The organism is Niveibacterium sp. COAC-50 (assembly GCF_013184235.1).
In the GTDB taxonomy this organism is placed as follows: Bacteria; Pseudomonadota; Gammaproteobacteria; order Burkholderiales; family Rhodocyclaceae; genus Niveibacterium; species Niveibacterium microcysteis.
The window spans coordinates 38396-63544 of record NZ_JABCJM010000001.1 but is presented as its reverse complement, the minus strand read 5'-3'; the positions used below and the strand labels follow the sequence as shown (position 1 = coordinate 63544).

Here is a 25149-nt window from a genome sequence, read left to right as displayed (position 1 = left end):
GCTGCGCCTTGACGTCAGCCCTTGGGCGGCCAGCTCGGCAGATCCAGGCGCGGGCGTTGCGAAAAGTCAGGCACCCGCGGCGGCTGTTTGCTGAGTGCCGCGAGTGCCACGTCGACCGCCTTGTCGAGCTGCGGATCGCGGCCGTTGGCATAGTCCTGCGGCGCGATGTCGACGTGCACATCCGGCTCGGTGCCCCAGTTCTCGACACCCCAGCCAACATCCTTGAACCAGAAGCTGAACTCGGGCTGCGTGGTGATCGTGCCGTCCACCAGGCGATGGCGCGGCCAGATACCGATCACACCGCCCCAGGTGCGGGTGCCCACCAGCGGGCCGAGGCCCATCAGCTTGAAGCAGTGCGAGAAGATGTCACCGTCCGAGCCAGCATGCTGGTTCGTCACGCACACGACAGGGCCGGCCACGGCATGCGCCGGGTAGGGTTCCGGCGCGCCCCAGCGCGAAACGTCGTAGCCCAGCACACGGCGCGCGAGCTTTTCCAGCAGCAGTTGCGAGACATGGCCACCGCGGTTGAAGCGCGCATCGACGATCAGCCCGTCGCGCAGGCTCTCGGTGCGCAGATAGCGGTGGAATTCCGAAAAGCCCCAGGTCACCATGTCCGGGATGTGAAGGTAACCGAGCCGGCCACCCGAGGCTTCGCGCACGCGGGCGCGGTTGGCCTCGACCCACTCGCGGTAGCGCGCGGCGTCTTCGCCCGGCAAGGCACGCACCACCGCGCGGCGGCGGTTGGCGCCATCGGCATCGGCCAGCAGCAGCTCCACCTTGCGACCCGCGCGCGCCACCAGCCGCGCCTGCGGCGGATGTTCGCGGTCGCACGCAAGGCCGTCGATCGCCAGCAGGCGTTCGCCCGGCTTGGCTTGCACGCCCACGGCAGCGAGCGGCGAATCGTGCCCTTCGCGCCAGGCATCGCCGCGCACCAGGCGCACGATGCGGTAGCAGGCGTTCGCTTCGTCCCACGAGAATTCGGCGCCCAGATGGCCCAGCGGCAGCGCGGCAACGCGCTTGCGATCGCCGCCCGATTCGTAGCAATGCGAGGTCGCCAGTTCGCCCTGCATTTCCCAGATCAGGTCCGACAGCTCTTCGCGCGTCGAGATCCGTTCGACCAGCGGCGCGTAGCGCGCCCAGATGCGGCCCCAATCCACGCCACTCATGTCGGCCGTCCAGAACTGATCGCGCTGCAGGCGCCACACTTCGCGCAGCATCTGGCGCCACTCCGAACGCGGGTCGACTTCGACCTGCACGCGATCGAGATCGACCCAGCCGGATTCGCGCGAGAAGTCGCCGACCTCGGTCTCCTCCTTCGGCTTCTCGCCGATCTTGAAGGCGCGCACACCCTCGCTGGTGTCGGCGATCAGCGCCTTGCCAGGCAGCGCGAGAAGGAAACCAGCCACATCGCCGAGCACGGTGTCGAGCTTCTGCTCACGCATATCCCAACTTTGCAGCAACGCGTCGGCGACGTCGTGATCCTCATCGCTCTCGGTGGTCACCGGGTGCAGCGTCCAGTAGACGATGCCCTTCGCGGCATCGATGCGACCGTAGCGACCGGCCCCGACCGGGAAGGCGCGCACACGGTCGGCAAGGCCTTCGAGTTCGACGACGACCGGCTTGGGCGGGCGCTTGCGCTCGGCCTGTTCGGCCTTCTTGTCGCCCTCCTCCTTGCTATCGCTTTCCTCGTCGCCGTCGTCCTCATCCTCGTCGTCTTCGTCCTCGTCGTCGCCAAAGCCACGCGGCAGGGGCTCGAACGGGTCAACGCCGTCGGCCTGCAAGGCCACCAGGTAGGGGCGCGTGGCGCGCGGGAAAGAGAGGTCGAACACGATCTCGTCGTACACCGGCTCAAAGGCGCGGGTCGAGAGGAAGTACAGGTACTTGCCGGACGGGTCCCAGGCAGGCGAGAAGTCGTCGAAATCCTCGCCGCTGGCCATCCCGCTGCGGCCGGTGGCGATCTCCAGCAGCTTGATCGCGCGCGTGGCACGGCTCACCGAGAAGTCGTAGGCAAGCCAGGCGCCATCCGGCGAGAACGCAGGCTCGTCGATGCGCCGATAGTCGCAGCGGTCCAGCAGGCGCACTTCGCGCGTAACGAAATCCGCCAACCACAATTCATTGCGATGGTTGGTCACCACCACGCGCAGGCCGTGCGGCGCCGCCACGATGCCGGTGACGCGGCCGAAGTCCGCCTCCAGCACGCTGACACCCTCGTCCGCATGCAGCTCCAGGCGCTCTTCACCGCTGGCGTCGGACACCATCACGACCCCCACGCCCTCGGCCAGCCACACCGGCAGGCGGTAGCGCGCGCCCTGCTCTTCGCCGAGCTGGCGCATCGCGCCCTCCCACAGCGGCAGGCTCACCGCCTTGCCGCGCACAGCCAAAGCAACGGTGTGGCCATCCGGATGCACGCTGAGTGCTTCGAGTTCGGCGTCGCCGCTGACGAACTTGCGCGCCAGTTGTGGCCGGGCAGCAGGCACTTCGATCTCGATACGCGTTGCGTCGCCGCCAGCGGGGTTGAGTCGATAGACGTCGCCGCCGCTCTGGTAGACGATCGTCGTGCCATCGGTGGAAGCGTGCCGAACATAGTGTTCGCCATGCTCGGTATGCCGGCGCAAGCCAGCCCCAGAGGGCTCGCACGAATAAAGGTTGCCAATGCCTTCATGGTCGGAGATGAACCAGATGCGGTCGCCAATCCACATCGGGCAGGCGAGGTTGCCCGCCTTGCGCGGATCGCCGAAGGGATCGAGCGCGGCAAACTCGCCCTTGCCATCGACATCCACCCACAGGTGGCCAACGGTGCCGCCGCGGTAACGCTTCCACAACGCCGGATCACTGGTGTTCCGGCCCAGCACACAAGCGCCGTCGGCGGACCACGAAGCCTCGCTCGCCATCCCCCAAGGCAACAGCACCGGCAGTGGCGCATCCAGCGCCACGGTGAACAGGCGCCGCATGTGGAAGAAAGGCTGATCGGCATTGCTCGCAACAACGACACGGCCGTCCGGCGTCCAGCCAGTCACGGCGGTATGCGCGCCGAGCCAGGTCAGGCGCCGCGCGGCGCCGCCCTGCGCCGGCATCACGTACACCTCAGAATGACTCTCATCGGTGGCGATGAAGGCGAGCCACTTGCCACACGGCGAGAAACGCGGAAAACCGACCAGGCCGCGCCCGCCGGAAATCCGCCGCGCCACCCCGCCCGCCAGCGGCACCGACCACAAATCGTCGTCGGTGACGAACACCAGCGTGTCGCCCGAAACGGTCGGGAAGCGAAGATAGGCGGGGACATGGGACATGCGGTGAACTCCAGCCAGGGCGCAGCCGCAGCAACGCCCCGTCAAATCAAGGGAAACGGCGAATTATGCCACCGCCCCCGGCCCCGCTACGCCGCCCCACTTGGCAGGACAAAAAAACTAGCTATAATTGCGGCCTCGCGTGGGGGGGTAGCTCAGCTGGGAGAGCGCCGCGTTCGCAATGCGGAGGTCGGGAGTTCGATCCTCCTCCTCTCCACCACCGAATTCAAAGCCGCTGATGCCGCAAGGGTCAGCGGCTTTTTCGTATCTGAAGGCCCGCTGGTGCGCGCACGGGCGCGTCAGATCAAATGCGCTTTCCCGCCGCTGCGCTAGCCTGCGAGAATCCGACTTGGATTCCACGGCGAAAGGCTCGGTATGCGGCTCCAGGCGATCTTGGGCGTTGTGTTGGGTGCGGTCGTGTTCTCCTCCACCTTGGCGGCCGCCGAGCCGATCGCCGCGAAGCGGCCGAAGATCGGGCTGGTGCTCGGTGGCGGCGGGGCGCGGGGCCTCGCGCATGTTGGCGTACTGGAGCAGCTCGAACGGCTTCGGGTGCCGATTGACTGCATCGCGGGCACGAGTGCCGGCGCGCTGGTGGGCGGCGTGTATTCGAGCGGGATGCCGCTGCCGGATATCCGCAAACGCGTGGAATCCGTCGATTGGGAAAAGCTCATCGGCGGCGTGCCCGACCGGCGGAACCTGCCCTACCTGCGCAAGCAGGACGATTTCAAGAACCTCGCGGCAATGACCCTGGGGCTGGACGCGGAGGGTGTGAAGCTGCCGCGCAGCGTGGTCAACTCGCAGTTCATCGACGCCTTCCTGCGCGAGCTGACGCAGGACCAGTTCATTGATTCGTTTGCGAAGCTGCCGATCCCCTTCGTGGCGATTGCGACCGACCTCGAATCGGGCGACATGCGGGTCTTCAAGAGCGGCGATCTGGCAATCGCGCTGCGGGCCAGCATGGCGGTGCCCGGCGCCTTCGACGTGGTGCACGACAGCGGCCGGATGTACGTCGACGGGATGTTCGTGCGCAACCTGCCGGTCGAGAACATCAAATCCAAGGCGCCCGAAGGTTGTGGCGCGGATATCGTGATCGTGGTCGACGTCGGCACGCCGATGCTCAAGCGCGACGATATCAAGAGCTTCCTCGACGTCGCGGTGCAGGCGATGAACATCGCCACCGGGCGCAACGTGCAGGAGTCGCGCAAGTTGATCGGCCCCGATGATGTGCTGATCGAACCGGATCTGGACGGCTACAGCCCCGCCAGCTTCACCGACGCGAAAGACATCATCGAGCGAGGTCGCAAGAGTGTCGCCAGCGTCGAAGCACGACTGGCCGAACTGGCGATTCCGGAGCAGGACTACCAAGCCTGGGCCAGCCGCGTATCGAGCAAGGCGCCCAAAGAGCTGGTGCCGTACGACCGCGTTGAGGTCGCCAGCACACGCTTCGTGCCCGCCAAGCGCGTAGAAGAGGTGCTCACTGCACCGCCTGCGCCCGCCAGCCAGGATGAGTTGCTGAAGCGCTTCGACAAGCTTTACGACTCGGGCGACTTCGACGGCATCAACTACCGCCTGAATCAGGAAGGCGGCCAGCGTGTCGCAACCGTGGCGCCAATCGAGCGGCATGTCGGCCCGAACTACCTGCGCTTTGGTGTCGATCTCTCGTTCGACACCTACCGTACTGCCAACGTCGCACTCCTGGCGAACTACCAGATGACGTGGCTGAACCAGTGGGGTGCGCAATGGCGCAACTTCCTGCGCCTGGGCGCGGGCGGCGAGCTTGAGAGCGAGATCTATCAACCGCTGTGGGGCTCCCCGGTTTTTGCTTACGGGCGTGCCGAAGCTGCGAATTCGTTGTTCCCGGTGTATAGCGAGGAAGGCTCCAAACTGATGGAGCTGGAAATCAGGCGCGCCGGAGCGGAGGCCGGCATGGGCTATTCGCTCGGCCGCTTTGGCGAAGTTCGCGCCGGCCTGCTGATACAGAAGATCCGCAATGAGGCGATGACCGGCATCGCGGGCACCCTGGCATCGGACACCTTGAGCTCCACCTTGCGTGGCTTGCGCCTCAGCGGCGTGGTGGATCAGCTGGACAACCCGAAGTGGCCGCGCCACGGCTACTACCTGCGCACCGATTACGGCGCGGCAAAGATGGAGTCCGAGAACTCGTCGCGCAACAGCACGCAGCTGCTGTCGGTCGACGCCGATCTGGTCGAGACCTACGCGACCTACACGGTACGCGGTTCCGCACGACTGCGCGGTTCGCTCGAGCGCGAGCTGGCCGGCACGCCTGCGCCGTATCAGCTCGGGGGCTTCCTGCAGCTTTCCGGCCTGCGTGCCGATCAACTGGTCGGCGCACAGACCGCACTCGCCCGCGTGATGGTGTACAAGCAGATCTCGACGCTGTTGCCGCAACTGGGTTCAGGCACCTACATCGGCGGCTCGCTTGAATCGGGCAAGGTGTGGAACCAGCTGATCACGCACGAGAACACGCCGACCATTCCGTCAGCGTCGGTCTATCTGGGTGTGGACACCCTGCTCGGCCCGCTCTACATGGCGGTGGGCTGGTCCGACTACATGGGAGGCAAGTGGGGCGGCTACCTGTACCTGGGTTACACGAAGTAAGCGCCCCGGCCGGGCTCGATCAGAGCCCGGCGCCCCAGCGCGTTTGCAGTGCAAGCGCCATCAGGCTCATGTTGTTGCCGGTGCGGGCATAGACACCGTTGCTGGCGGTGAATTTGACTGACTGATACCGGTTCAGCGGCATCGCCACCGTTGCGCCGAGCCGCCAGTTCTCCTGCAGGTCGTTGCCGGCCTTGCCGTCGATATGGGTGCGACCACCTTGATAGTAGTTCGCGCTCAGCGACACCCACGCACCCGGCGCAAACGTGTAAACACCATGCACCTGCGTCGAATAGAGCGGGTCCTGCTTGCGCTCGGAACCGCCGAAGAAGTCTTCGTTGGTGGTGTAGAACGTCACCGCGGTAGCCAGCTCAAGCGAGTACGGCCCCAAGGCCTTGGAGAGGCCGAACTCCGGCTTGATCGCCCAGCGGTTGCTACCCAGATTGACCGCCTTGCGGTCGTCATAGGCGCCGGTCGGGGCCACGACTTCGAGGCTCACGCCCACCACCAGGTCCGGTGTGTAATGGCTGAACTCCGGCACCGTCAGCGCCGGCGCCCCGAGCATGTTGTAGGACACCCGCAGCACCGAGTCGCCTAGCCCCTGCTGCTCGCGTGTCACCACGCGACCCGCATAGTCGGCCGTACCGGACAGCGAGGCATAGGGCAGCACCAGGTCCACTCTGCCCGTCTGCCCGCCCAGCTCGAACACGCGGGCATAGCCAGCGAAACCGGCCCACACGCGCAGATCTGGATTCTTGACCGGCAAGGCCGGATCAAACGCCACGCCGCCCGTTGAACGAGCTATGCCGGCGATGGCGAAGTTCATGCCCACCGGCGCGTTCGAGTAATTGCGCGGCTCGATCGACTGCGCAAAAGCGCCGTCCGCCGTAAGGCCAAGGCCCAGCAGCGCAAGGTATCCGATGCGCCGCGATGCGTTCGATACGGTGCCCAATTGCGTAGCCCTTTTTGCCCAGCGTTCACTGGCAAGGCCTTTGCCGGCAATCCGCGCAAAGGTCCGTTGACGCCGCAGCACTTGCCCGCAGGATCGGCGCAAAGCCCAGCCCGCTCATTATCACGCACCCAAGGGCGCAAGAGAGCAATCCCGGTCATGGAATGCCCAAGTCAGGCGATCCTAGTATCTGCCTTGAACACGCAACGACGACGCGGCGCAGCCTTCGATCCAGAGCAGCAAGGCCATCGACCACGACGCGAGGATAGACAAGGCGTGTGACAACTCGACCCAGTGGGCCAACGAATAAGGAGAACAACATGCGGCTGCCCGCCATGCGCTTGCGTGCAAAACTGACTGCGGCCTTTGCCGCCCTGCTGCTTGCGGTCGTCGTACTGGGCGTTTTCGCGAGCCGGCAGATCGCGGCGGTGAACGCCGTATCGGCCGAACTGGCCAGCGTATGGTTGCCCGGTGTACAGGTCGTCGCGGCGCTGAGCGGCGAAAAGGCGGACTTCCGCACCGCCGAGTTGCAGTTCGTGCTGTCGGTCGACCCGAACGACCGCAAGCGTTACGCCAAGATCCTCGTGGACGCCGACAAACACCTCGGCGAACGCGTTGCAACGCTCAGCCAGATCACGCGCAACGCGGCACAACGCGAAGCGCTGGATGCGTTCTCCAAACACTGGGCCGCCTACAAGATCGAGCATGACAAAGCGATCCTGCTTGCCCAGCAGGATGACCCGGAAACCGCGCGCGACCTGCTGCGGGGCACGGCCCAAACCGAATACGAACAGGCTGACGCGGCATTGCGCAAGGTGGTCAGCCTCGCAGAACAAGGTGCTGCCGCCGCCAGCGCGGATGCCGACCGCGTCACGCGGCGTGCCTCGGTGTTGATTGGTGTCGTCGCACTGATCGCCGCATCGGCCGGCATCGCGCTGGCCTTGTTCATGGCCAACCGCATTGCAGTGCCGCTGCGCTCAGCGATCGCGCTCGCAGAGAAGGTCTCCGGCGGCGACCTCGCGGAGCCGATCCGCGCGCATGGCAACGACGAAATCGGCGAACTGCTGACGGCGCTCGAACGCATGCGCAGCAACCTCGCACAGACGGTTTCCTGCGTGCGCGACAGCGCCGGGCAGGTCGCCCTCGCATCAAGCGGACTTTCCGCCAACACGCAGAGTGTTGCCGACGCGTCGGTGCGCCAGAACAGCATGGCCAGCGCGGCGAGTGACGGCCTCAAGCACTTCATTGATTCGCTCGCCGAGATGGTGCGCTCGGCCGAGTCTGTGAGCGACATTTCCGACGCCGCGCTGACCAAGACGCGCGACGGCAGCGAGCAGGTCGCCGCATTGGTGGCGGAAGTCTCAGAAGCCGACGAGGCGATGAACGCAATCGCAACCTCGGTGCGCGCCTTCGTGTCGAGCACGCAGACGATCAGCTCGATGACCGCAACGGTGCGCGAGCTGGCCGACCAGACCAACCTGCTTGCGCTCAACGCAGCCATCGAGGCCGCACGCGCAGGCGAACAGGGGCGCGGTTTCGCGGTGGTCGCGGACGAGGTGCGCAAGCTCGCCGAGAAGTCGCGCCAGTCCGCGGCGTCGATCGACGAGATGACACAATCGCTCAGCGCCCAATCGGGCATGGTCGAATCGTCGGTTGCGCGCGGTTTGTCGGCGCTGTCGAGCAGCCACGCCTATGTCGACGGTGTCAAACACATGCTCACCGATGCAGCATCGTCGGTGGAAGACGCCGCCTCCGGTGTCAGCCGCATCCGGCAGATCGCCGTCGCGCAGCGAAGCGCCTCGGAAGAAGTCGGCGCCCATGTGGCCGAGATTGCCGACATGGCCGCGCAGAACGACAGCACGGTGCGCGAGACGGCCGCCCAGGCGCAGGCACTGGAACAGCTCTCACGCACGCTGGAAGATTCGGTCGGCCGCTTCGTGCTGGAGCCCGGCGCGAAGGCGGAACCGGCCTTCAGCTAAGGAAGGTCTGAATACGTGGCTGCGACGGCGCATCGCCGCGTTGTGGCGTGCTCGCTCCCGCGGCTATCCATTTGATATGTCTTGGTGGCCGCGCGCGCCACGCCTAGCGCTGCATCCGTCTCGCTCACTTCTTCAAACCTTCCCTGAACCGCAGGATTCAGCCGCGCGGCGACTCGGCGGCGAGACCGCCGACCGGCACGCGGATGCAGAAGGTAGTCGTGCCTTCGGAGGACACCACCGAGATCTCGCCACCGTGCGCGGCAACGATTGAACGGGTGATCGCGAGCCCAAGCCCCGCGCCTTCGCTCGAACGGGTGCGCGCGGGATCGACGCGGTAGAAGCGGTCGAACAAACGCGGCAGATGCACCTCGGGAATCGTCGCCCCCTGATTCGACACCGCAACGCTTGCAACGCCCTCCGCGACCTCGATGCGGATCGCCACGGTGCTGTTGCCATGAGCGTGACGCACCGCATTCGACAGCAGGTTGGCCAGCGCGCGCCGCAACATCAGGTGGTCGGCACGCACGGTGGCGCTGCCACTGCGCTGCAGACTCAAGCCGCGCTCGGATGCAACCGGCTCGAAGAACTCGATCAGCGCATCGACTTCGGCGTCCAGCGCGACGGCCTCCCACTGCGGCACGAGCAGGCCGTTATCGGCCTTCGCGAGGTAGAGCATGTCCGAGACCATCCGCGACAGGCGCTCGTATTCCTCAAGGTTGGAGAACAGCACCTCGCGATACTCGTCGGGCGAACGAACCCGTGACAGCGACACCTGCGTCTGCGTCGTCAGGTTTGAGATCGGCGTACGCAGTTCGTGCGCCAGGTCCGACGAGAAATCGGACAGCCGCACGAACGCTTCCTGCAGGCGCTCGAGCATCGCATTGAACTGCTCGGCCAGATCGTGGAGCTCGCGCGGCACCCGTTCAAGCTTCAGGCGCTCGTTCAGATGTGAGGCGGAGATCTGGCTCGCCATGCGCGCGACATCCTGAATCGGCTGGAGCGAGCGGCGCGCGATCAGGCGGCTGAGCACCGCCACCGCGAGCACCGACAGGCCGATCACCCAGAACAGGCTGCGATGGAAAGCGCGCAGAAACTGCTCGTGGTGCATCACGTCGACCGACAGCGTCACACGCATCGGCGGCTCGCCGGGGATCGCCGTGCTGGCGAGTGCCGAGAAGCCGCGCATCTGCATGCCGTCCATCTGCCAGCCATGCAGTAGCGTCTTGCCCGCATCGATCGGGAAGACCGGCATCTTGCCGTGGTGCATCGTCGAGAACACCTGCTCGCCGCTACCGCGCTGGATCGAGAGTTCAAGGCCATGGTGGCCAACCAGCGCGTCGGCCATGCGTTCGGCCAGTTTGTCGAGATCGGCCGGCGACTGAAGCCGCCCGAGGGCGTGACGGGTGAGGTCCAGCTTGCCCTGCATCAGATCGAGGTCCTGTTCTTCGAAATGACGCTCAACCGATTGCTCGATGAACCAGGCTGCGGTGCTGAACACCACCGCAGCGGCAAGCGAGAACAGCAGGGCCAGCCGGGCGGCCAGCGACGCGGGTCGCCTCATTGCGCCTCGCCCTCTTCCAGCACGTAGCCCATGCCACGTACGGTGCGGATCAGTTTCGGCTCGAAACCATCGTCGATCTTTGCGCGCAAGCGGCGTACCGCCACCTCGATCACATTGGTGTCACTGTCGAAGTTCATGTCCCACACCTGCGAGGCGATCAGCGAGCGCGGCAGGATCTCGCCGCGGCGCCGCAGCAACAGCTCGAGCAACGCGAACTCCTTGGCGGTCAGGTCGATCCGCGTCCCCGCGCGTGTCACACGCCGCCGGCGCAGGTCCAGCTCGAGGTCGGCAACCACCAGACTATCGGCCTCGCGCGCCTTGCCCCGCCGCAGCAGCGTGCGCACCCGCGCCAGCAACTCCGAAAAGGCGAAGGGTTTAACGAGGTAGTCGTCGGCGCCGCTCTCCAGCCCCTTGACGCGATCTTCGACCTCGTCGCGCGCCGTCAGGAACAGCACCGGCATGTCCTTGCCGGCGCGGCGGATCGCTTGCAGCACCGTCCAGCCATCCATCGCAGGCAGCATCACATCGAGGATCACGAGGTCGTAGTCCTCGTTGAGCGCCTGGTGCAGGCCATCGATGCCGTCGCGCGCCAGGTCCGTGACGAAGCCGGCTTCGGTGAGCCCCTGCTTCACATAGTCGCCCGCCTTCGCTTCGTCTTCGACAACCAGGATTTTCATGCGTCGGCCCCTCCACGGCCTTGGCGGCGATTCTGCCGGAACAGCGCCGCGGACAGGCCTTCCTTACAGGAATGTAATCCACCGGTCAGCATACCGACAGCCGCCAACGCCGATCATCGCCCTGCACAGTCGGGCGCAGTACCCCGCCGATTGGGGGCTGCGCAGACGCGATCAATTTCAATCGTTCCAACGAGGTCACCGCCATGAACACCCTTCTCCCCATCGCTGCACTGAGCATCGCCCTGCTGGCCGCCGCACCCGCCCAAGCCGCCGACCCGCATGCGGGCCATCATGCCGCGGCAACGAAGAATGCCGAGATGTCGCACGGCACGGTGAAGAAGGTGGATAAGGCAAAGGGCACGATCACGATCGCGCACGGCCCCTTGGTCAACCTTGGCATGGGTGCGATGACCATGAGCTTCAAGGCGAAGGACGCTGCCTGGCTCGACCAGGTCAAGGTCGGCGACGCAATCGATTTTGTTGCCGAGGACGTCGGCGGCGCGCTGACAATTACCCAACTGCAGCGTAAGTAAGCACACTGACAGCCGTCGCCCGCAAAACAGGAACGCCCATGTCCACACGCATCTGCCTGGTGTTCAGCCTGGCCGCCGCGCTCGCGTGCGGCAACGCACTCGCCAACGAAGCCCGCGCGCCCGGCCGTTCGGTCGATGAACTGCTCGATCTGGCGCGCAGCACCAATCCGACGGTTCGCGCCGCGCAGCAGGAAGCCGCCGCGGCGCGCGAGCGGGTCCAGCCCGCCGGCGCCCTGCCAGACCCGATGCTGAAGATCGAGTTGATGGATGTGACCAACATGGGCACCACCAGCGTGCGGCTGTCCCCGGCGCAGGTCGGCAGTACGCAATACACCTTCAGCCAGCAACTGCCCTTCTGGGGCAAGCGCGACTTGCGCCGCGACGTCGCCGAATCCGGCGCACGGGTCGCCGAGTTCACCGCGGAGGACATGACGCAGGAGCTGCTCGCCCTGGTCAAACGCGGTTACGCACAGTACTGGCAGGTGACCCGCCTGCAGGAAGTGACACAAGAACTGGGCAGCCTGGGGGAAAAGATGGAGCAGGTCGCGCGCAGCCGCTATGCGTCCGGCCTGGTCGCGCAGCAGGACGTGATCCGCGCCCAGCTTGAACTCACCAGCCTCAAGCAGGAGCAGATCCAGCTCGACAATGAACGCCAGACGATGCGCGCGATACTCAACGGCCTGCTCGCACGCGGCCCGCAGGCGCCGTTGGCCGAGCCGGAGCAATTGCGCAGCATCCCCAGCCCCGCCGCGCTGCAGATGGATGCGCTGGTCGATCGGCTGCGCGGCCGTAACCCGCAGCTGTCGGCCGAGCTGGCGAAAACGCTTGGCGCGGAAAAAAGCCGCGACCTCACCTATCGCAATCGCATGCCCGATCTGAACCTCGGCATCGTGCCGGTGCAGCGCGGCTCCAGCGTCAATGAGTGGCAACTGATGTTCGAAGTAAACCTGCCGTTGCAGTTCGACAGCCGCCGCAGCCAGGAACGTGAAGCCGAACGGATGCTCGACGCCGCCCGCGCGCGCGCTGAGTCGACCGCCAGCCGCTTGATCGGCGAGCTCGGTGGCAGCCTCGCTGCGCTCGATGCCTCACGGCGGATCGAGGCGATCACCGCCAGCACGCTGCTGCCGCAAACCGAAGCCACCTTTCAATCCGCGCTCGCCGGTTACGAGACCGGCCGCGTCGATTTCGCAACCCTGATCGATGCGCAGCGCGCAATCCGAAAAGCACGCCAGGACCTGATCAAGGCGCGTGCCGACCAGCAAGCCCGGCTGGCAGATATCGAACGACTGATCGGAGAACAACTGTGAACCGCGTACTCGCAATTGGCGCTGGGGTCGTCGCGCTCGCCGCAGCCGCCGGGCTGGGCTACACCGTTGGCCACCAGCGCAGCGCCACGCCGAACGCCGCCGCGCCGGGCGCAAATGCAGCTGCGGGCACCGCACGGAAGATCCTCTACTACCGCAATCCGATGGGCTTGCCCGATACCTCACCCACACCGAAGAAGGACCCGATGGGGATGGATTACATCCCGGTCTATGAGGGCGGCGACGAAGGCGAGTCAGGCAGCAGCACCTTGCGCCTCAGCGTCGAGAAGATCCAGAAGCTCGGTGTGCGCACCGCAGAAGCGAAGACGCAGGCGCTCACACGCAGCGTCCGTGCGCTGGGCCGCATCGAGGTGGACGAACGACGCGTCGCGACCGTATCGCCCAAGTTCGAGGGCTGGGTCGAGCGACTGCATGTGAACGTCACCGGCCAGCTCGTGTCGCGCGGCCAGGCGCTGTTTGATGTCTACAGCCCCGATCTGGTTTCGGCGCAGCGCGAATACGCGATCGCCAGCAAGGGCAACGACGCGCTGAAGGATGCCGACGGCACGGCGCGAGAAGGCATGCGCGGCCTCGCGGAGGCGTCGCTCGCGCGGCTGCGCAACTGGGACATCTCTGAAGCGCAGATCAAGGAACTCGCGCAGCAGGGCGGCACGCGGCGCACGCTGAGCTTCCGCTCACCGGTGAGTGGCATCGTGATGGAGAAGAAGGCGGTACAGGGCATGCGATTTGCCGCGGGCGATGCGTTGTACCAGATCGCCGACCTCTCGTCGGTATGGGTGATTGCCGACGTGAATGAGCAGGATGTCGGCCTCCTCGCACTGGGCCAGAAGGCACGCATCACGATCAACGCATACCCGGGCAAGGTGTTTGAGGGCGCGATCACTTACGTCTATCCAACCCTCAACGCCGAAACCCGCACCGTGCCGGTCCGGGTCGAGCTGGCGAACCCGGGCGGCCTGCTCAAGCCCGGCCTGTTCGCGTCACTTGAACTCAGCGCCGCGCCGCGCAGCCCGGCGGTGACGGTGCCGCTCTCGGCGGTGATCGACAGCGGTGCGCGCCAGATCGTGCTGGTGCAGGTTGCGGAAGGCCGTTTCGAGCCGCGTGTGGTGAAACTCGGCAGCCGCTCCGAGAGCGACGTCGAAGTGCTCGACGGCGTGAAGGCCGGTGAGCCGGTCGTGACGTCGGCCAACTTCCTCATCGATGCGGAGAGCAACCTGAAGGCCGCGGTCTCCGGCTTCGGAGCACAGCCCTCCGCCCCCAAGGCGAAGGACGCAGCCAGTGCAAGCGCGGTGCATCACGGCGAGGGCCGCATCGAGGCAATCGACGCCGCGAGCGGAAGTATCAGCCTCGCGCACCAGCCAATTGCCAGCCTCAAATGGCCGGCGATGACGATGGACTTCGTGCTTGCGAATGCCTCGCTCAGCAACGGGTTGAAGGTCGGCGCTGCGGTGCAGTTCGACTTCGTCGAGCGCCAGCCGGGCGAGTGGGTCGTCACCACGATCAAGCCGCTCAGCGCCGGCGACGCGGCTGCACACAAGGGCCACTGAGATGCTCAACGCGCTCATCGACTGGTCGGCCCGCAACCGTTTCCTGGTGCTGCTCGGCACGCTCTTCGTCGTGATCGCCGGGGTCTGGGCGGTGATGAAGACACCGCTCGACGCCCTGCCCGACCTGTCCGACGTGCAGGTGATCGTCTACACCGAATACCCCGGCCAGGCGCCGCAGGTGGTGGAAGACCAGGTCACCTATCCGCTCACCTCAGCGATGCTGTCGGTGCCGAAGTCCAAGGTCGTAAGGGGCTTTTCCTTCTTCGGCGCGTCCTTCGTGTATGTGATCTTCGAGGACGGCACCGACATCTACTGGGCGCGCTCGCGGGTGCTCGAATACCTGAACGCCACTGCGGGGCGACTGCCAAGCGGCGTTGCGCCACAGCTGGGGCCGGACGCCACCGGCGTCGGCTGGGTCTATCAGTACGCGCTGCAGGCCAAAGACAAGTCGCTCGCCGATCTGCGCGCCACGCAGGACTGGTTCCTGCGCTACCAGTTGAGCAAGGCTCATGGCGTCGCCGAGGTCGCCTCGATCGGCGGCTTCGTGCGGCAGTACCAGGTCACGGTAGACCCGCTCAAGCTGCGCGCCTACGGCATACCGCTGAACAAGCTCGCGGACGTGATCCGCGCGTCGAATCGCGACGTCGGCGGGCGCGTGGTCGAAATGGCCGAGACTGAATACATGGTGCGCGGCCGCGGCTACCTGCGCAGCCCGAGCGACATCGAAAAACTGGTGCTCAAGGCCGAGGGCGGCACGCCGGTGCGCATCGGCGATGTGGCGCGGGTGGAATTCGTGCCGGACGAGCGGCGCGGCCTGACCGAACTCAACGGCGAAGGCGAAGTGGTCGCCGGCATCGTGATGGCGCGCTTCGGCCAGAATGCGCTGGAGGTGATCGGCAACGTCAAGGCCAAGATCGCCGAGGTCGCTTCCGGTCTGCCGGATGGCGTATCGATCAAGGCGGTGTACGACCGCTCGGAGCTGATCGAGCGGGCGATCGAAACGCTCAAGCGCACGCTGGTCGAAGAATCGATCATCGTCGCCGCGGTGTGCGTGATCTTCCTGATGCATGTGCGCAGCGCACTGGTGGCGATCGTGATGCTGCCCGTTGGTGTACTGATTGCCTTCATCGCGATGCACGCGCTCGGCATGAACTCGAACATCATGAGCCTGGGCGGCATCGCGATTGCGATCGGCGCGATGGTGGACGCAGCCATCGTCATGATCGAAAACGCGCACAAGCACATCGAGCGACTCAAGCCCGACGAGTCACGCTTCGACGCAATGATCGCCGCCTGCAAGGAAGTTGGCCCTGCGCTGTTCTTCTCGCTGCTGATCATCACCGTATCCTTCCTGCCGGTGTTCACGCTCGAATCGCAGGAAGGCCGCCTGTTCTCGCCGCTTGCCTACACCAAGACCTTCGCGATGGCCGGCGCGGCACTGCTGTCGGTAACCCTGGTGCCGGTGCTGATGATGCTGTTCATCCGCGGCCACATCATGCCGGAGGCAAGGAACCCGGTTAACCGCGCGCTGATCTGGCTCTACCGGCCGATCATCGCTGGCGTGATGCGCTGGAAGAAGACCACCATCGGCATCGCCCTCGTCGCGCTGTTGGTGAGCGTATGGCCGGCATCGAAACTCGGTTCCGAGTTCATGCCCACGCTCAACGAAGGCACGCTGTTCTACATGCCGACCTCGTTGCCTGCGATGTCGATCACCAAAGCCGCCGAGCTGCTGCAAACGCAGAACCGCATCATCAAGAGCTTCCCGGAAGTCGAATCGGTGTTCGGCAAGGCGGGCCGCGCCAACACCGCGACCGACCCGGCGCCAACCGAGATGTTCGAGACGGTGATCAACCTCAAGCCGGAATCCGAATGGCGGCCCGGCATGAACATCGACAAGCTGATCGCCGAGATGGACAAGGCGCTGCAATTCCCCGGCGTGTCGAACGCATGGACGATGCCGATCAAGGCGCGTATCGACATGCTCTCCACCGGCATCCGCACACCGATCGGCATCAAGGTGTTCGGCAAGGATCTCGACGAGATGGAACGCCTCGCGAAGCAGATCGAGGCGGTCGTGAAACAGGTGCCGGGTACCACCAGCGCCTTTGCCGAACGGATCACCGGTGGCTTCTATCTCGATATCGACCCGGACCGCGACGCGCTGGCGCGCTACGGCCTCGGTGTGGGCGATCTGCTCGACGTGGTATCCACCGCGTTGGGGGGTGAGATGGTGACGACCACCGTCGAAGGGCGTGAGCGTTTCGGCGTAACGGTGCGCTACCCGCGCGAGCTGCGCGACGACCCGCAGAAGATCGCGAGCCAGGTGCTGATACCGACCATGGGCCGTGCGATGGTGCCGTTGGGTGAAGTGGCGAAGGTGTCGATCGTCAAGGGTGCACCCAGCATCCGCACCGAGAACGCGCTGCTCTCCGCCTACATCTACGTCGACATCCGCGATCGAGATATCGGCTCGTATGTGAAGGATGCGCAGAAGGCAGTCAGCGAGCAGGTGAAGTTCCCGCCCGGCTACTACGCGAGCTGGAGCGGCCAGTTCGAATCGATGCAGCGCGCGATCGAGAAGATGAAGATCGTGCTGCCGCTGACGCTGCTGATCATCTTCCTGCTGCTGTACCTGAACTTCAAACGGCTTACCGAAACGCTGATCGTGATGCTGTCGGTGCCCTTCGCACTGATCGGCGGTGTGTGGCTGATGTGGGCGCTCGGCTACAACCTGTCGGTCGCAGTCGCGGTGGGCTTCATAGCGCTCGGCGGCGTCGCGGCGGAAACCGGTGTCGTGATGCTGATCTACCTCGACCACGCATGGCGCGAGATCAGTGCGCGCCGCGCAGCCGAAGGCCGCACACCGTCGGCCGAGGATCTCTACGCGGCGGTGATGGAAGGTGCGGTCGAGCGCGTGCGGCCAAAGATGATGACGGTCGTCGCGATCATGGCCGGCCTGCTGCCGATCATGTGGAGCCACGGCACCGGGTCGGAGGTGATGAGCCGCATCGCCGCGCCGATGGTGGGCGGCATGATCTCCTCCACCGTGCTGACGCTAGCGGTGATCCCCGCGATCTATGCGCTGGTGATGAGCCGCCGGCTGCGGCGGAGCACGGCATCGATCCCGGCGACGAGTGCGTCATGAGTGCCCCGCAAGCAGCTTCCCGCTTGCGGCAGATGCTGCTCCGCCTGCGTAACGGCTTTCGCTGCTGGTGCCGCGCCAACCGGCGCGCGCATCTGGCCGCCCGTGTCACCTGCTGCAACGGGCGGCGCCTGCCCTGAACCGCCCTACGGGTGCTTGGCGCGGTAGTCGGCGATGGCGGCCTTGAGGTCGTCGTATTCCTCGCACGGCAGCCAGCACAGCTTGTCCAGTGCGGCGAGGTGTTGTTCAGCATGCGCCAGATCGCCGGCCATCAGATAGGCCTCGCCGATGTATTCGTGCGCGCCGCGATGCTTCGGATCGATCGCAAGCGCCTGCTCGTAGTAGCGGAAGGCGTTGTCGAGCTTGCCCTGCTTGCGGCTCGCGTATCCGAGCAGGTTGAAGCCATCGGCGCTGCGCGGATGGCTCGCGACATAGGGCATCAGGATGCCGATTGCGCCCTGCCAGTCCGACGTTTTGATCGCGGCCTGCGCGGCGACGATCTCGGGTTCCTCGGTCACGGTGGTGCCACCACCACCGCCGCCGCCCGAGGCCTGAGCGCCGCCAGCCAGCAGGCAGGCAGCAAGGAGAAATACGCGGATCTTGCTCATGGCGGCCTCCATTCCGGCGCTGAGGGAAAGTACCCCCAGACGTCGTTATAGCGGCCGCAAGCTCATCGCGCGACCTGCGTTCAGAGCGGCCGGACGAGCTTGTGCAGCACCATGCCGGCAGCACCGGCGGCGACCGCACGTGCGCCATAGCGCGACACGCGGACTTCCGGCGGCGGCAGGCCGGCATCACGCGCATAGCGACCGAGCGTTTCGCGCGCGGCGTCGAGCAACGGGGCACCGAGCTCGCACGTCGGCCCACCGAGCACGAAGCGGCCCGGATCGAAGGCGGTCCACAGGTTCTGCATCAACACGCCAAGGTAGTGACCCGCACGCTGCACCGCGCTGATCGTGAGCGGATCACCCGCGCTGGCCCGTGCCACCAGCGTGCCGGCCGAGGCTTGCACGTCGCCATCGCCGGCGGATTGCTGCGCGATCGCGCGCAGCCCGATGTAGGCTTCCGCGCAGCCTTCGCGCCCGCAGGAGCAGCGCGGCCCGGCGACCTGCAGTATCGAATGGCCGACTTCGCCGGCAAACCCCGCCGAGCCCAGAAACAAGCGGTCGTTTACGACCACGCCGGCACCCACACCGATGCCAAGGCTCAGATACACCAGCGGCTCGGGCACCGGCGCCTCGCCGAATTCGAATTCACCCAGCGCCGCGACGTCCGCCTCGTTCTGCAGGTAGAGCGGCAGATCGCCCAGACCCGCGTTCGTGAGTGCGCTGCGCAGTGGCGTGGCCACGTCGATATCGCGCCAGCCCAGGTTGGGCGCCACTTTCAGGATGCCCGCCGACTCGTCCACCGCGCCGGGCAGCCCGACGCCGGCGCCGAGCACCTGCCGACCTGAGGCTCTGACGCTGACGATGCCATCGATCAGCAGGCTCGCGAGTCGCTGCAGCACGCCTTCGGCATCCACGCTGAGGAAATCTTCATCCGCCTGCCACACGATCTCGCCGGTCAGCGACGTGGCGACAACATGAATGCGATCCACGCCGAGCTCGGCGCCGACCATCGCGAGCCGATGCGGGTCGATCGCCAGCGGCGTCGGCCGACGCCCAAGCGCGCCGGTGATCTGGATTTCATGCTCGACGAGCCAACCTTCGTCGATCAGTTCCTGCGCCAGCAGGCTCACCGTCGATTTGGTGAGTCCGGTTTCCTTTGCCAGATCGGCGCGCGATTGCCCCGCCTGCTGTCGCACCCGCCGCACGATGGCCATGCGGTTGATCTGCTTGAGCAGGGTCTGGTCTCCAGTGATGGGCATGCGCATTCCTATCGCGGCAAATTACGGGTATCGAGCGTGCTCGGCGCATCAGCGGCACATCGCGCCGGGTGCCCATATTCTACTCATGGGCGGGCACGCGCCAAACAATGCAACTATCATTCTTGATGCCGGACAGCCAATATTTTCGGGCCGACCAACGAATTTTGGCGACTATAACCTTCTTGGCAAATTCGCGCTTTGCTGAGATTGCTGAGCGGGAAAAATGCCCATGTACCGCCCCGCCCACGACAGGCCTTGGGCGGCAAGCTAAAATTCGACCATTGAGCGGCTTGAGCGCCGCCATCCGCCCCCGCAAAATCGGGGACTCGCCGGACGCCGGCCCACCCCCAGCATCACAGCCGACCCGCGACCATGCCTGAATCGTCCTTGCGCGTGTTGTCCGTCATCCCGCCGATGACGCAACTGAATACGCCCTACCCCTCCACCGCCTACCTCACCGGCTTCCTGCGTTCGCGCGGGGTGGATGCGGTGCAGGAGGATCTCGCGCTGGCGCTGGTGCTCAAGCTCTTCTCGCCAGAGGGGCTGGCCGCGATCCGCGAGGCCATCGAAGCGCTGCCTGCGCGCAAGCACACGCGCCAGGTCGCGAGCTTCCTTGCCCAGTACCCGCGCTATGCCGCAACGATTGCGCCGGTGGTGGCCTTCCTGCAGGGGCGCGACACTACCCTCGCGCATCGCATCGGCGGCCGCGACTTCCTGCCCGAGGGGGCACGCTTCGAATCGCTGGACGTGTATATCGACCCGGATGGTGGCGACCCGCTCGCGTGGGCCTTCGGCGCGCTGGGCATGCAGGACCGCGCACGCCATCTCGCCACGCTGTACCTGAACGACCTCGCCGACGTGCTGCGCGACGCGGTCGACCCGCGTTTCGAATTCGTGCGCTACGCTGAATCGCTGGCGCAAAGCCAGCCGACCTTCGAGCCGCTGGCGCGCGCGCTGGCCGCCCCGCCGACACTGGTCGACACGCGACTCGCGGCGCTCACGCGCGAGGCCATCGCGAAACACACGCCACGCATCGTCTTGCTGTCGGTGCCCTTCCCCGGTTCGGTGTACGGTGCGTTCCGCATCGCCCAGACGATCAAGTCGATCGACGCCAGCATCGTCACCGTGCTGGGTGGTGGCTTCGCGAACACCGAACTGCGCGAACTCTCCGAGCCGCGGGTCTTCGACTATTTCGACTACGTCACGCTGGATGCCGGCGAACGCCCGCTGCTTGCGCTGATCGAGCATCTCGACGGCAAACGTTCGCAACAGCGGCTGGTGCGTACCTTCCTTCGCGACGCGGACACCGGCGCCGTGCGCTACGTGAACTTCGTCGAGCCGGACATCGCGTTCGCCGAGGTCGGCACGCCAACCTGGGACGGCCTCCCGCTGGACCGCTACCTCTCGGTGCTGGACATGCTCAACCCGATGCACCGCTTGTGGTCGGACGGGCGCTGGAACAAGCTCACCGTGGCGCATGGCTGCTACTGGAAGAAGTGCAGCTTCTGCGACGTGAGTCTCGACTACATCTCGCGTTACGACGGCGCATCGGCTGCCACGCTGGTGGATCGCATCGATGCGATCGTGGCCGAAACAGGCCAGAGCGGCTTCCACTTCGTCGACGAAGCAGCGCCGCCGAAATCCCTGAAGGCGCTCGCGCAGGAGCTGGTGAGCCGCAATCGCGCGATCTCGTGGTGGGGCAACATCCGCTTCGAAAAATCCTTCACGCCCGAGCTGTGCCGACTGCTCGCGCAGAGCGGCTGCATCGCGGTATCCGGCGGGCTCGAAGTGGCCTCGGACCGGCTGCTGAATCTGATGAAGAAGGGCGTGTCGGTGGATCAGGTGGCGCGCGTGACCCACGCCTTCACCGACGCCGGCATCCTGGTACACGCCTATCTGATGTACGGCTTCCCGACGCAGACCGTACAGGACACGGTGGACGCGCTCGAATACGTGCGCCAGCTGTTCGAGGCCGGCTGCATCCAGTCCGGCTTCTTCCACCGCTTTTCGTGCACCGTGCATTCGCCGGTCGGCAAGAACCCGGAGGAGTACGGCGTCACGCTACAGCCGCTGCCGCCAGTGAGCTTTGCGAAGAACGACATCGGCTTCGTCGACCCGACCGGTGTCGATCACGACACGCTGGGCGTCGCCTTGAACAAGGCGCTGTACAACTACATGCACGGCATCGGGCTGGAAGAGGATGTGCGCAGCTGGTTCCAGACGCGCGTACCGCGCACCCGCGTGCCACGTCACTTCGTCGAGCAAGCCCTACGCTCACGACAGTGATGCCCGCCCTGCGCGCGTTGCGCGGAAGAACCATATTCTCTTTGTAAGAAAATTCTTAGCAGAATCACTTCGTTCGCGTCTGGCCAGCGACTCTCTAATGTTGAGGCCGTGACCACCATCGGTCGCGCCGCCTCGCGCTGGTTGCGGGGCGGCCCAACGACATCCTGAGAGAGGTTCCGCCTTGAAGCTCCACCCAACGATTGCGGCGCTTGCCGCAGCGCTGTCCGCCGCGCCCGCACTGGCCGTCGATTCCAGCGTCACGCTCTACGGCCTGATCGATGCCGGTTATGCCTACCGTTCCGATAACTACGACGCCACCAAAGGCAGCCGCCAGGGTTTCGATGGCGGTATCGCGAACGGCTCGCGCCTTGGCTTCCGCGGCGTCGAGGAAATCACGCCCGGCCTCAAGGGCAAGTTCGTCATCGAAGCCGGCATCAACGTCGACACCGGCACGGCTGCTCAGTCCGGCCTGACCTGGGGCCGCCAGGCATGGGTCGGCCTCGACGTCGGCGCCGCCGAGGCGCGCTTCGGCCGCCAATACACGCCGCAATACCTGATCTACAGCGAGATCGATCCGTTCAACCACGGCACGGTGTCGAAGGCGAGCAACATCTTCACCCACATCATCTCGCGCGCCGACAACGCGGCCTATGTGACGACGCCCTTCTTCGGCGACGTGTTCTCGGTGGATGCGGAATACGCCTTCAACCGCAGCGGTGACGAAGCGGTGGCCAACGCGAAGGACAAGCGCTTCTATGCGATTGGGCCGAAACTGCAGTTCGGCAAGACGGTGAAGATCCTCGCGAACTATTCCGAGACCAAGGAAAAGGGCCAATCGAACGCCGACTCCGTGCTGGACATCGGCGCGGTGCTCGACTTCAACGTCGTGAAACTCACCGGCGCCTACGCGCTGCCGAAGTTCGAAACCACGCCGGTCAAGGGTGAAGCGAAGAAGTACAACCGCTTCCTGGTCGGTGCGACGCTACCGCTTGGCAACTGGTCCCTGCTCGCCTCCTACGCCTACTCGAAGGACAAGAACGATCTCGACGAGAAGGCAGTGCAGTACGGCATCGGCGGCAGCTACGCGTTCTCGAAGCGCACCGACACCTACTTCGGCTATTCGCGCATCGATGCCAACGACTCGCTGAAGGGCAAGGGCTACAGCGTTGCCGACTCGTCGAACGCCGGCAACGACTATCGCAGCGGCTTCAACGTCGGCATCCGCCACAAGTTCTGACAGACACTGGTCCCGAAATCCCCATTGAAAAGGGCGCCGCGAGGCGCCCTCTTTTTATGCCGGAATCGATGTCCGGCTCGCTCACTTCAAACGGCCGGTTCAATCATCCGCATCGCGCGCGGGGTTGATCGCCGGGCGCACATGCGCTTCGGTGAGGCGCGGCGAGCAGGCCTCGATGAACTGGTAGGCGTAACCGCGCAGGTAGTGGCCCTGGCGCACCGCGATGCGGGTGACGTTCTCCTCGAAGAGATCGAAGGAATCGAGCTGCAACAGCCCGCGATCGCGCTCCGGGTTGAACGCAACTGACGCCACGATGCCGATGCCGAGCCCCAGTTCAACGTAGGTCTTGATCACGTCCGAATCGAGCGCCGACATCACGATGTCGGGCGCGAGCCCCTGCGCGGCGAAGGTCTGGTCGATGCGCGCGCGGCCGGTGTAGCCCTCGTGGTAGGTGATGATCGGGTACTCGGCCACCGCCTCGAGCGTGAGCGGATGCACATCCGCCAGCGGATGCCCTTCCTGCACGATCACCGCGTGATGCCAGCGGTGATAGTCGAAGGTCACGATGTCCGGGGCGCCGTCGAGCGCCTCGGTCGCGATGCCGATGTCGGCATCGCCAGCTTGCAGCAGCGCCACGATTTCCGCCGGGCTGCCCTGGTGCAGTTCCAGATGCACTTTCGGAAAGGCCTGCTTGAAGCGCGTCACCACCGGCGGCAACACATAGCGCGCCTGGGTGTGCGTGGTCGCGATCACCAGCTTGCCTTCGTCGCGCTGGCTGAACTGCTGCGCCAGGCGCTTGATGTTGCGCGCATCGAGCAGCATCCGTTCAACGATCTCGACCAGCTCCTTGCCCGGCTCGGTCAGCCCCAGCAGGCGCTTGCCGCGGCGGATGAAGAGCTCGACGCCGAGTTCGTCTTCCAGATCCTTGATGTGTTTGCTGACGCCGGACTGCGAGGTGAACAACGCACTGGCCACCTCGGTCAGGTTGAAGTTCTGGCGCACCGCCTCGCGGATGATGCGAAGTTGCTGAAAGTTCATGATGCAGTTCCGGTAGCAAGTGCGCCCGCTGCGGGGCGCGAGAAGACAGCCAGCTGAGAGGGTACGACACGCACGCGGGATCCTTCGATCAGGCCCAGTTCGCGCACCCGTGTGCGCGAGAGTTCCACCTCGACCTGCTCCGGCACACCGGGCTGCGCTTCGCCCTGCAATTCGATCCGCGCGTTGGCGCCAAAGCCGAGGATGCGTGTGACGGTGGCACCGATGCCTTGCGTGTGCCCTTCCCCTACAAGAATATCGAGTTCATGCGGACGCGCGAAGGCAACGACCTCCTCGCCATGCGGCAGCTCGCTGCTGCCGTGCGGATGCGCATGGCCGCCCAACGAGACATGACTGCCGTCGACGCGGCCATGAAAGAGATTTACCGCACCGAGGAAGCCATACACGAACGGCGTCTTCGGCGCGTCGTAGACCTCGTCCGGCGTGCCAACCTGCTCGACCTTGCCGTGATTCATCAGCACCACACGGTCGGCCACTTCCAGCGCCTCTTCCTGATCGTGCGTCACGAAGATGCTGGTGACGTGGATCTCGTCGTGCAGGCGGCGTAGCCAGCGGCGCAGCTCCTTGCGCACCTTGGCGTCGAGCGCGCCGAAGGGTTCGTCGAGCAGCAGCACGCGCGGCTCGACCGCCAGCGCACGGGCCAGCGCGATGCGCTGGCGCTGGCCGCCAGAGAGCTGCGACGGAAAGCGATCGGCGAGCCAGTCGAGCTGGACGAGTTCAAGCAACTGCTTCACCTTCTTCGCGATCACCGCTTCGCTCGGGCGCTCCTTGCGCGGCTTCACGCGCAGCCCGAAGGCCACGTTGTCGAACACCGTCATGTGGCGGAACAGCGCGTAGTGCTGGAACACGAAGCCGACATTGCGCTCGCGCACATGGGTGTCGGAAGCGTCTTCGCCTTCGAGCAGCACGCGGCCCGCGTCGGCCGATTCCAGCCCCGCGATCACGCGCAGCAGCGTGGTCTTGCCGCAACCGGACGGGCCCAGCAGCGCGACCAGTTCGCCAGTCGGGAATTCGAGCGACACATCGTCGAGCGCAACGAAGTCGCCGAAGCGTTTCTGGATGCCTTCAACCTTGATGCTCATTG

General features: G+C 65.5%; 16 protein-coding genes and 1 tRNA gene. 9 read left to right on the top strand and 8 right to left on the bottom strand.

Annotated elements, in window-relative coordinates:
• Window positions 1–14: 14 nt before the first annotated feature.
• Entirely contained in the window at window positions 15–3290 is a 3276-nt protein-coding gene (locus tag HH302_RS00280; protein ID WP_172196631.1) for a S41 family peptidase, read from the bottom strand.
• A 141-nt stretch (window positions 3291–3431) separates the two neighbouring features.
• Between HH302_RS00280 and HH302_RS00275 the strand changes: the two genes are divergently transcribed.
• Window positions 3432–3507: transfer RNA gene (locus tag HH302_RS00275), tRNA-Ala, on the top strand.
• A gap of 155 nt (window positions 3508–3662) precedes the next feature.
• Window positions 3663–5906 (top strand): patatin-like phospholipase family protein, encoded by a 2244-nt coding sequence (locus HH302_RS00270; RefSeq protein ID WP_172196629.1) that lies wholly within the window; start codon window positions 3663–3665, stop codon window positions 5904–5906.
• Window positions 5907–5925: 19 nt separating this feature from the next.
• Here the strand turns inward: HH302_RS00270 and HH302_RS00265 are convergent, their stop codons facing one another.
• Entirely contained in the window at window positions 5926–6855 is a 930-nt protein-coding gene (locus HH302_RS00265) for a transporter (protein ID WP_172196627.1), read from the bottom strand.
• Window positions 6856–7172: 317 nt separating this feature from the next.
• Here HH302_RS00265 and HH302_RS00260 point away from each other — a divergent pair, with 317 nt between their 5' ends.
• A complete protein-coding gene (locus HH302_RS00260; protein WP_172196625.1) occupies window positions 7173–8831 on the top strand; it encodes a methyl-accepting chemotaxis protein in 1659 nt (552 codons plus the stop codon).
• 157 nt (window positions 8832–8988) lie between these two features.
• On the opposite strand, the gene HH302_RS00255 is transcribed toward HH302_RS00260, so the two are convergent.
• The gene (locus tag HH302_RS00255) at window positions 8989–10392 is read right to left on the bottom strand and encodes a heavy metal sensor histidine kinase (RefSeq protein WP_172196623.1); all 1404 of its coding nucleotides are present in this window, start codon (window positions 10390–10392) and stop codon (window positions 8989–8991) included.
• Window positions 10389–11069, bottom strand: coding sequence for a heavy metal response regulator transcription factor (locus tag HH302_RS00250; RefSeq protein ID WP_172196621.1), 681 nt, complete (start codon window positions 11067–11069; stop codon window positions 10389–10391). Before HH302_RS00250 ends, HH302_RS00255 begins: the two co-directional genes overlap by 4 nt.
• A 203-nt stretch (window positions 11070–11272) precedes the next feature.
• On the opposite strand from HH302_RS00250, the gene HH302_RS00245 reads away from it, so the two are divergent.
• From HH302_RS00245 to HH302_RS00230, 4 genes are read left to right on the top strand one after another with little or no spacing between them, the layout of a single operon-like run.
• Window positions 11273–11602, top strand: coding sequence for a copper-binding protein (locus tag HH302_RS00245; RefSeq protein WP_172196619.1), 330 nt, complete (start codon window positions 11273–11275; stop codon window positions 11600–11602).
• Between the two features lie 38 nt (window positions 11603–11640).
• On the top strand, window positions 11641–12909 hold the full coding sequence (locus tag HH302_RS00240; RefSeq protein ID WP_172196617.1) for a TolC family protein: 1269 nt from the start codon (window positions 11641–11643) through the stop codon (window positions 12907–12909).
• Window positions 12906–14474: an efflux RND transporter periplasmic adaptor subunit gene (locus HH302_RS00235; protein WP_172196615.1), complete on the top strand. Its 1569-nt coding sequence runs from the start codon at window positions 12906–12908 to the stop codon at window positions 14472–14474. The genes HH302_RS00240 and HH302_RS00235 overlap by 4 nt, the downstream gene beginning before the upstream one ends.
• A 1-nt stretch (window position 14475) precedes the next feature.
• Entirely contained in the window at window positions 14476–17622 is a 3147-nt protein-coding gene (locus HH302_RS00230; protein ID WP_172196592.1) for an efflux RND transporter permease subunit, read from the top strand.
• Window positions 17623–17765: 143 nt separating this feature from the next.
• On the opposite strand, the gene HH302_RS00225 is transcribed toward HH302_RS00230, so the two are convergent.
• Both HH302_RS00225 and HH302_RS00220 read right to left on the bottom strand, forming a co-directional pair.
• On the bottom strand, window positions 17766–18227 hold the full coding sequence (locus HH302_RS00225) for a lipopolysaccharide assembly protein LapB (protein ID WP_172196590.1): 462 nt from the start codon (window positions 18225–18227) through the stop codon (window positions 17766–17768).
• Window positions 18228–18307: 80 nt separating this feature from the next.
• Window positions 18308–19486 carry an ROK family transcriptional regulator gene (locus HH302_RS00220; protein WP_172196588.1) on the bottom strand — a complete coding sequence of 393 codons (1179 nt, stop codon included), beginning with the start codon at window positions 19484–19486 and terminating at the stop codon, window positions 18308–18310.
• A gap of 372 nt (window positions 19487–19858) precedes the next feature.
• On the opposite strand from HH302_RS00220, the gene HH302_RS00215 reads away from it, so the two are divergent.
• Together HH302_RS00215 and HH302_RS00210 are read left to right on the top strand one after the other, a co-directional pair.
• Window positions 19859–21772 carry a radical SAM protein gene (locus HH302_RS00215; protein ID WP_172196586.1) on the top strand — a complete coding sequence of 638 codons (1914 nt, stop codon included), beginning with the start codon at window positions 19859–19861 and terminating at the stop codon, window positions 21770–21772.
• Window positions 21773–21953: 181 nt separating this feature from the next.
• Entirely contained in the window at window positions 21954–23009 is a 1056-nt protein-coding gene (locus HH302_RS00210) for a porin (RefSeq protein WP_172196584.1), read from the top strand.
• A gap of 99 nt (window positions 23010–23108) precedes the next feature.
• Here the strand turns inward: HH302_RS00210 and HH302_RS00205 are convergent, their stop codons facing one another.
• Both HH302_RS00205 and HH302_RS00200 read right to left on the bottom strand, forming a co-directional pair.
• Window positions 23109–24047 carry a CysB family HTH-type transcriptional regulator gene (locus HH302_RS00205; RefSeq protein WP_172196582.1) on the bottom strand — a complete coding sequence of 313 codons (939 nt, stop codon included), beginning with the start codon at window positions 24045–24047 and terminating at the stop codon, window positions 23109–23111.
• The gene (locus HH302_RS00200) at window positions 24044–25147 is read right to left on the bottom strand and encodes a sulfate/molybdate ABC transporter ATP-binding protein (RefSeq protein WP_172196580.1); all 1104 of its coding nucleotides are present in this window, start codon (window positions 25145–25147) and stop codon (window positions 24044–24046) included. The genes HH302_RS00205 and HH302_RS00200 overlap by 4 nt, the downstream gene beginning before the upstream one ends.
• Window positions 25148–25149 lie beyond the last annotated feature (2 nt).

Excerpts from the sequence above, each read along its gene's own strand:
- HH302_RS00280 (WP_172196631.1), bottom strand. The coding sequence starts at position 3,290 with ATGTCCCATGTCCCCGCCTATCTTCGCTTCCCGACCGTTTCGGGCGAC.
- HH302_RS00270 (WP_172196629.1), top strand. The coding sequence starts at position 3,663 with ATGCGGCTCCAGGCGATCTTGGGCGTTGTGTTGGGTGCGGTCGTGTTC.
- HH302_RS00260 (WP_172196625.1), top strand. The coding sequence starts at position 7,173 with ATGCGGCTGCCCGCCATGCGCTTGCGTGCAAAACTGACTGCGGCCTTT.
- HH302_RS00255 (WP_172196623.1), bottom strand. The coding sequence starts at position 10,392 with ATGAGGCGACCCGCGTCGCTGGCCGCCCGGCTGGCCCTGCTGTTCTCG.
- HH302_RS00250 (WP_172196621.1), bottom strand. The coding sequence starts at position 11,069 with ATGAAAATCCTGGTTGTCGAAGACGAAGCGAAGGCGGGCGACTATGTG.
- HH302_RS00245 (WP_172196619.1), top strand. The coding sequence starts at position 11,273 with ATGAACACCCTTCTCCCCATCGCTGCACTGAGCATCGCCCTGCTGGCC.
- HH302_RS00240 (WP_172196617.1), top strand. The coding sequence starts at position 11,641 with ATGTCCACACGCATCTGCCTGGTGTTCAGCCTGGCCGCCGCGCTCGCG.
- HH302_RS00230 (WP_172196592.1), top strand. The coding sequence starts at position 14,476 with ATGCTCAACGCGCTCATCGACTGGTCGGCCCGCAACCGTTTCCTGGTG.
- HH302_RS00225 (WP_172196590.1), bottom strand. The coding sequence starts at position 18,227 with ATGAGCAAGATCCGCGTATTTCTCCTTGCTGCCTGCCTGCTGGCTGGC.
- HH302_RS00220 (WP_172196588.1), bottom strand. The coding sequence starts at position 19,486 with ATGCCCATCACTGGAGACCAGACCCTGCTCAAGCAGATCAACCGCATG.
- HH302_RS00215 (WP_172196586.1), top strand. The coding sequence starts at position 19,859 with ATGCCTGAATCGTCCTTGCGCGTGTTGTCCGTCATCCCGCCGATGACG.
- HH302_RS00205 (WP_172196582.1), bottom strand. The coding sequence starts at position 24,047 with ATGAACTTTCAGCAACTTCGCATCATCCGCGAGGCGGTGCGCCAGAAC.
- HH302_RS00200 (WP_172196580.1), bottom strand. The coding sequence starts at position 25,147 with ATGAGCATCAAGGTTGAAGGCATCCAGAAACGCTTCGGCGACTTCGTT.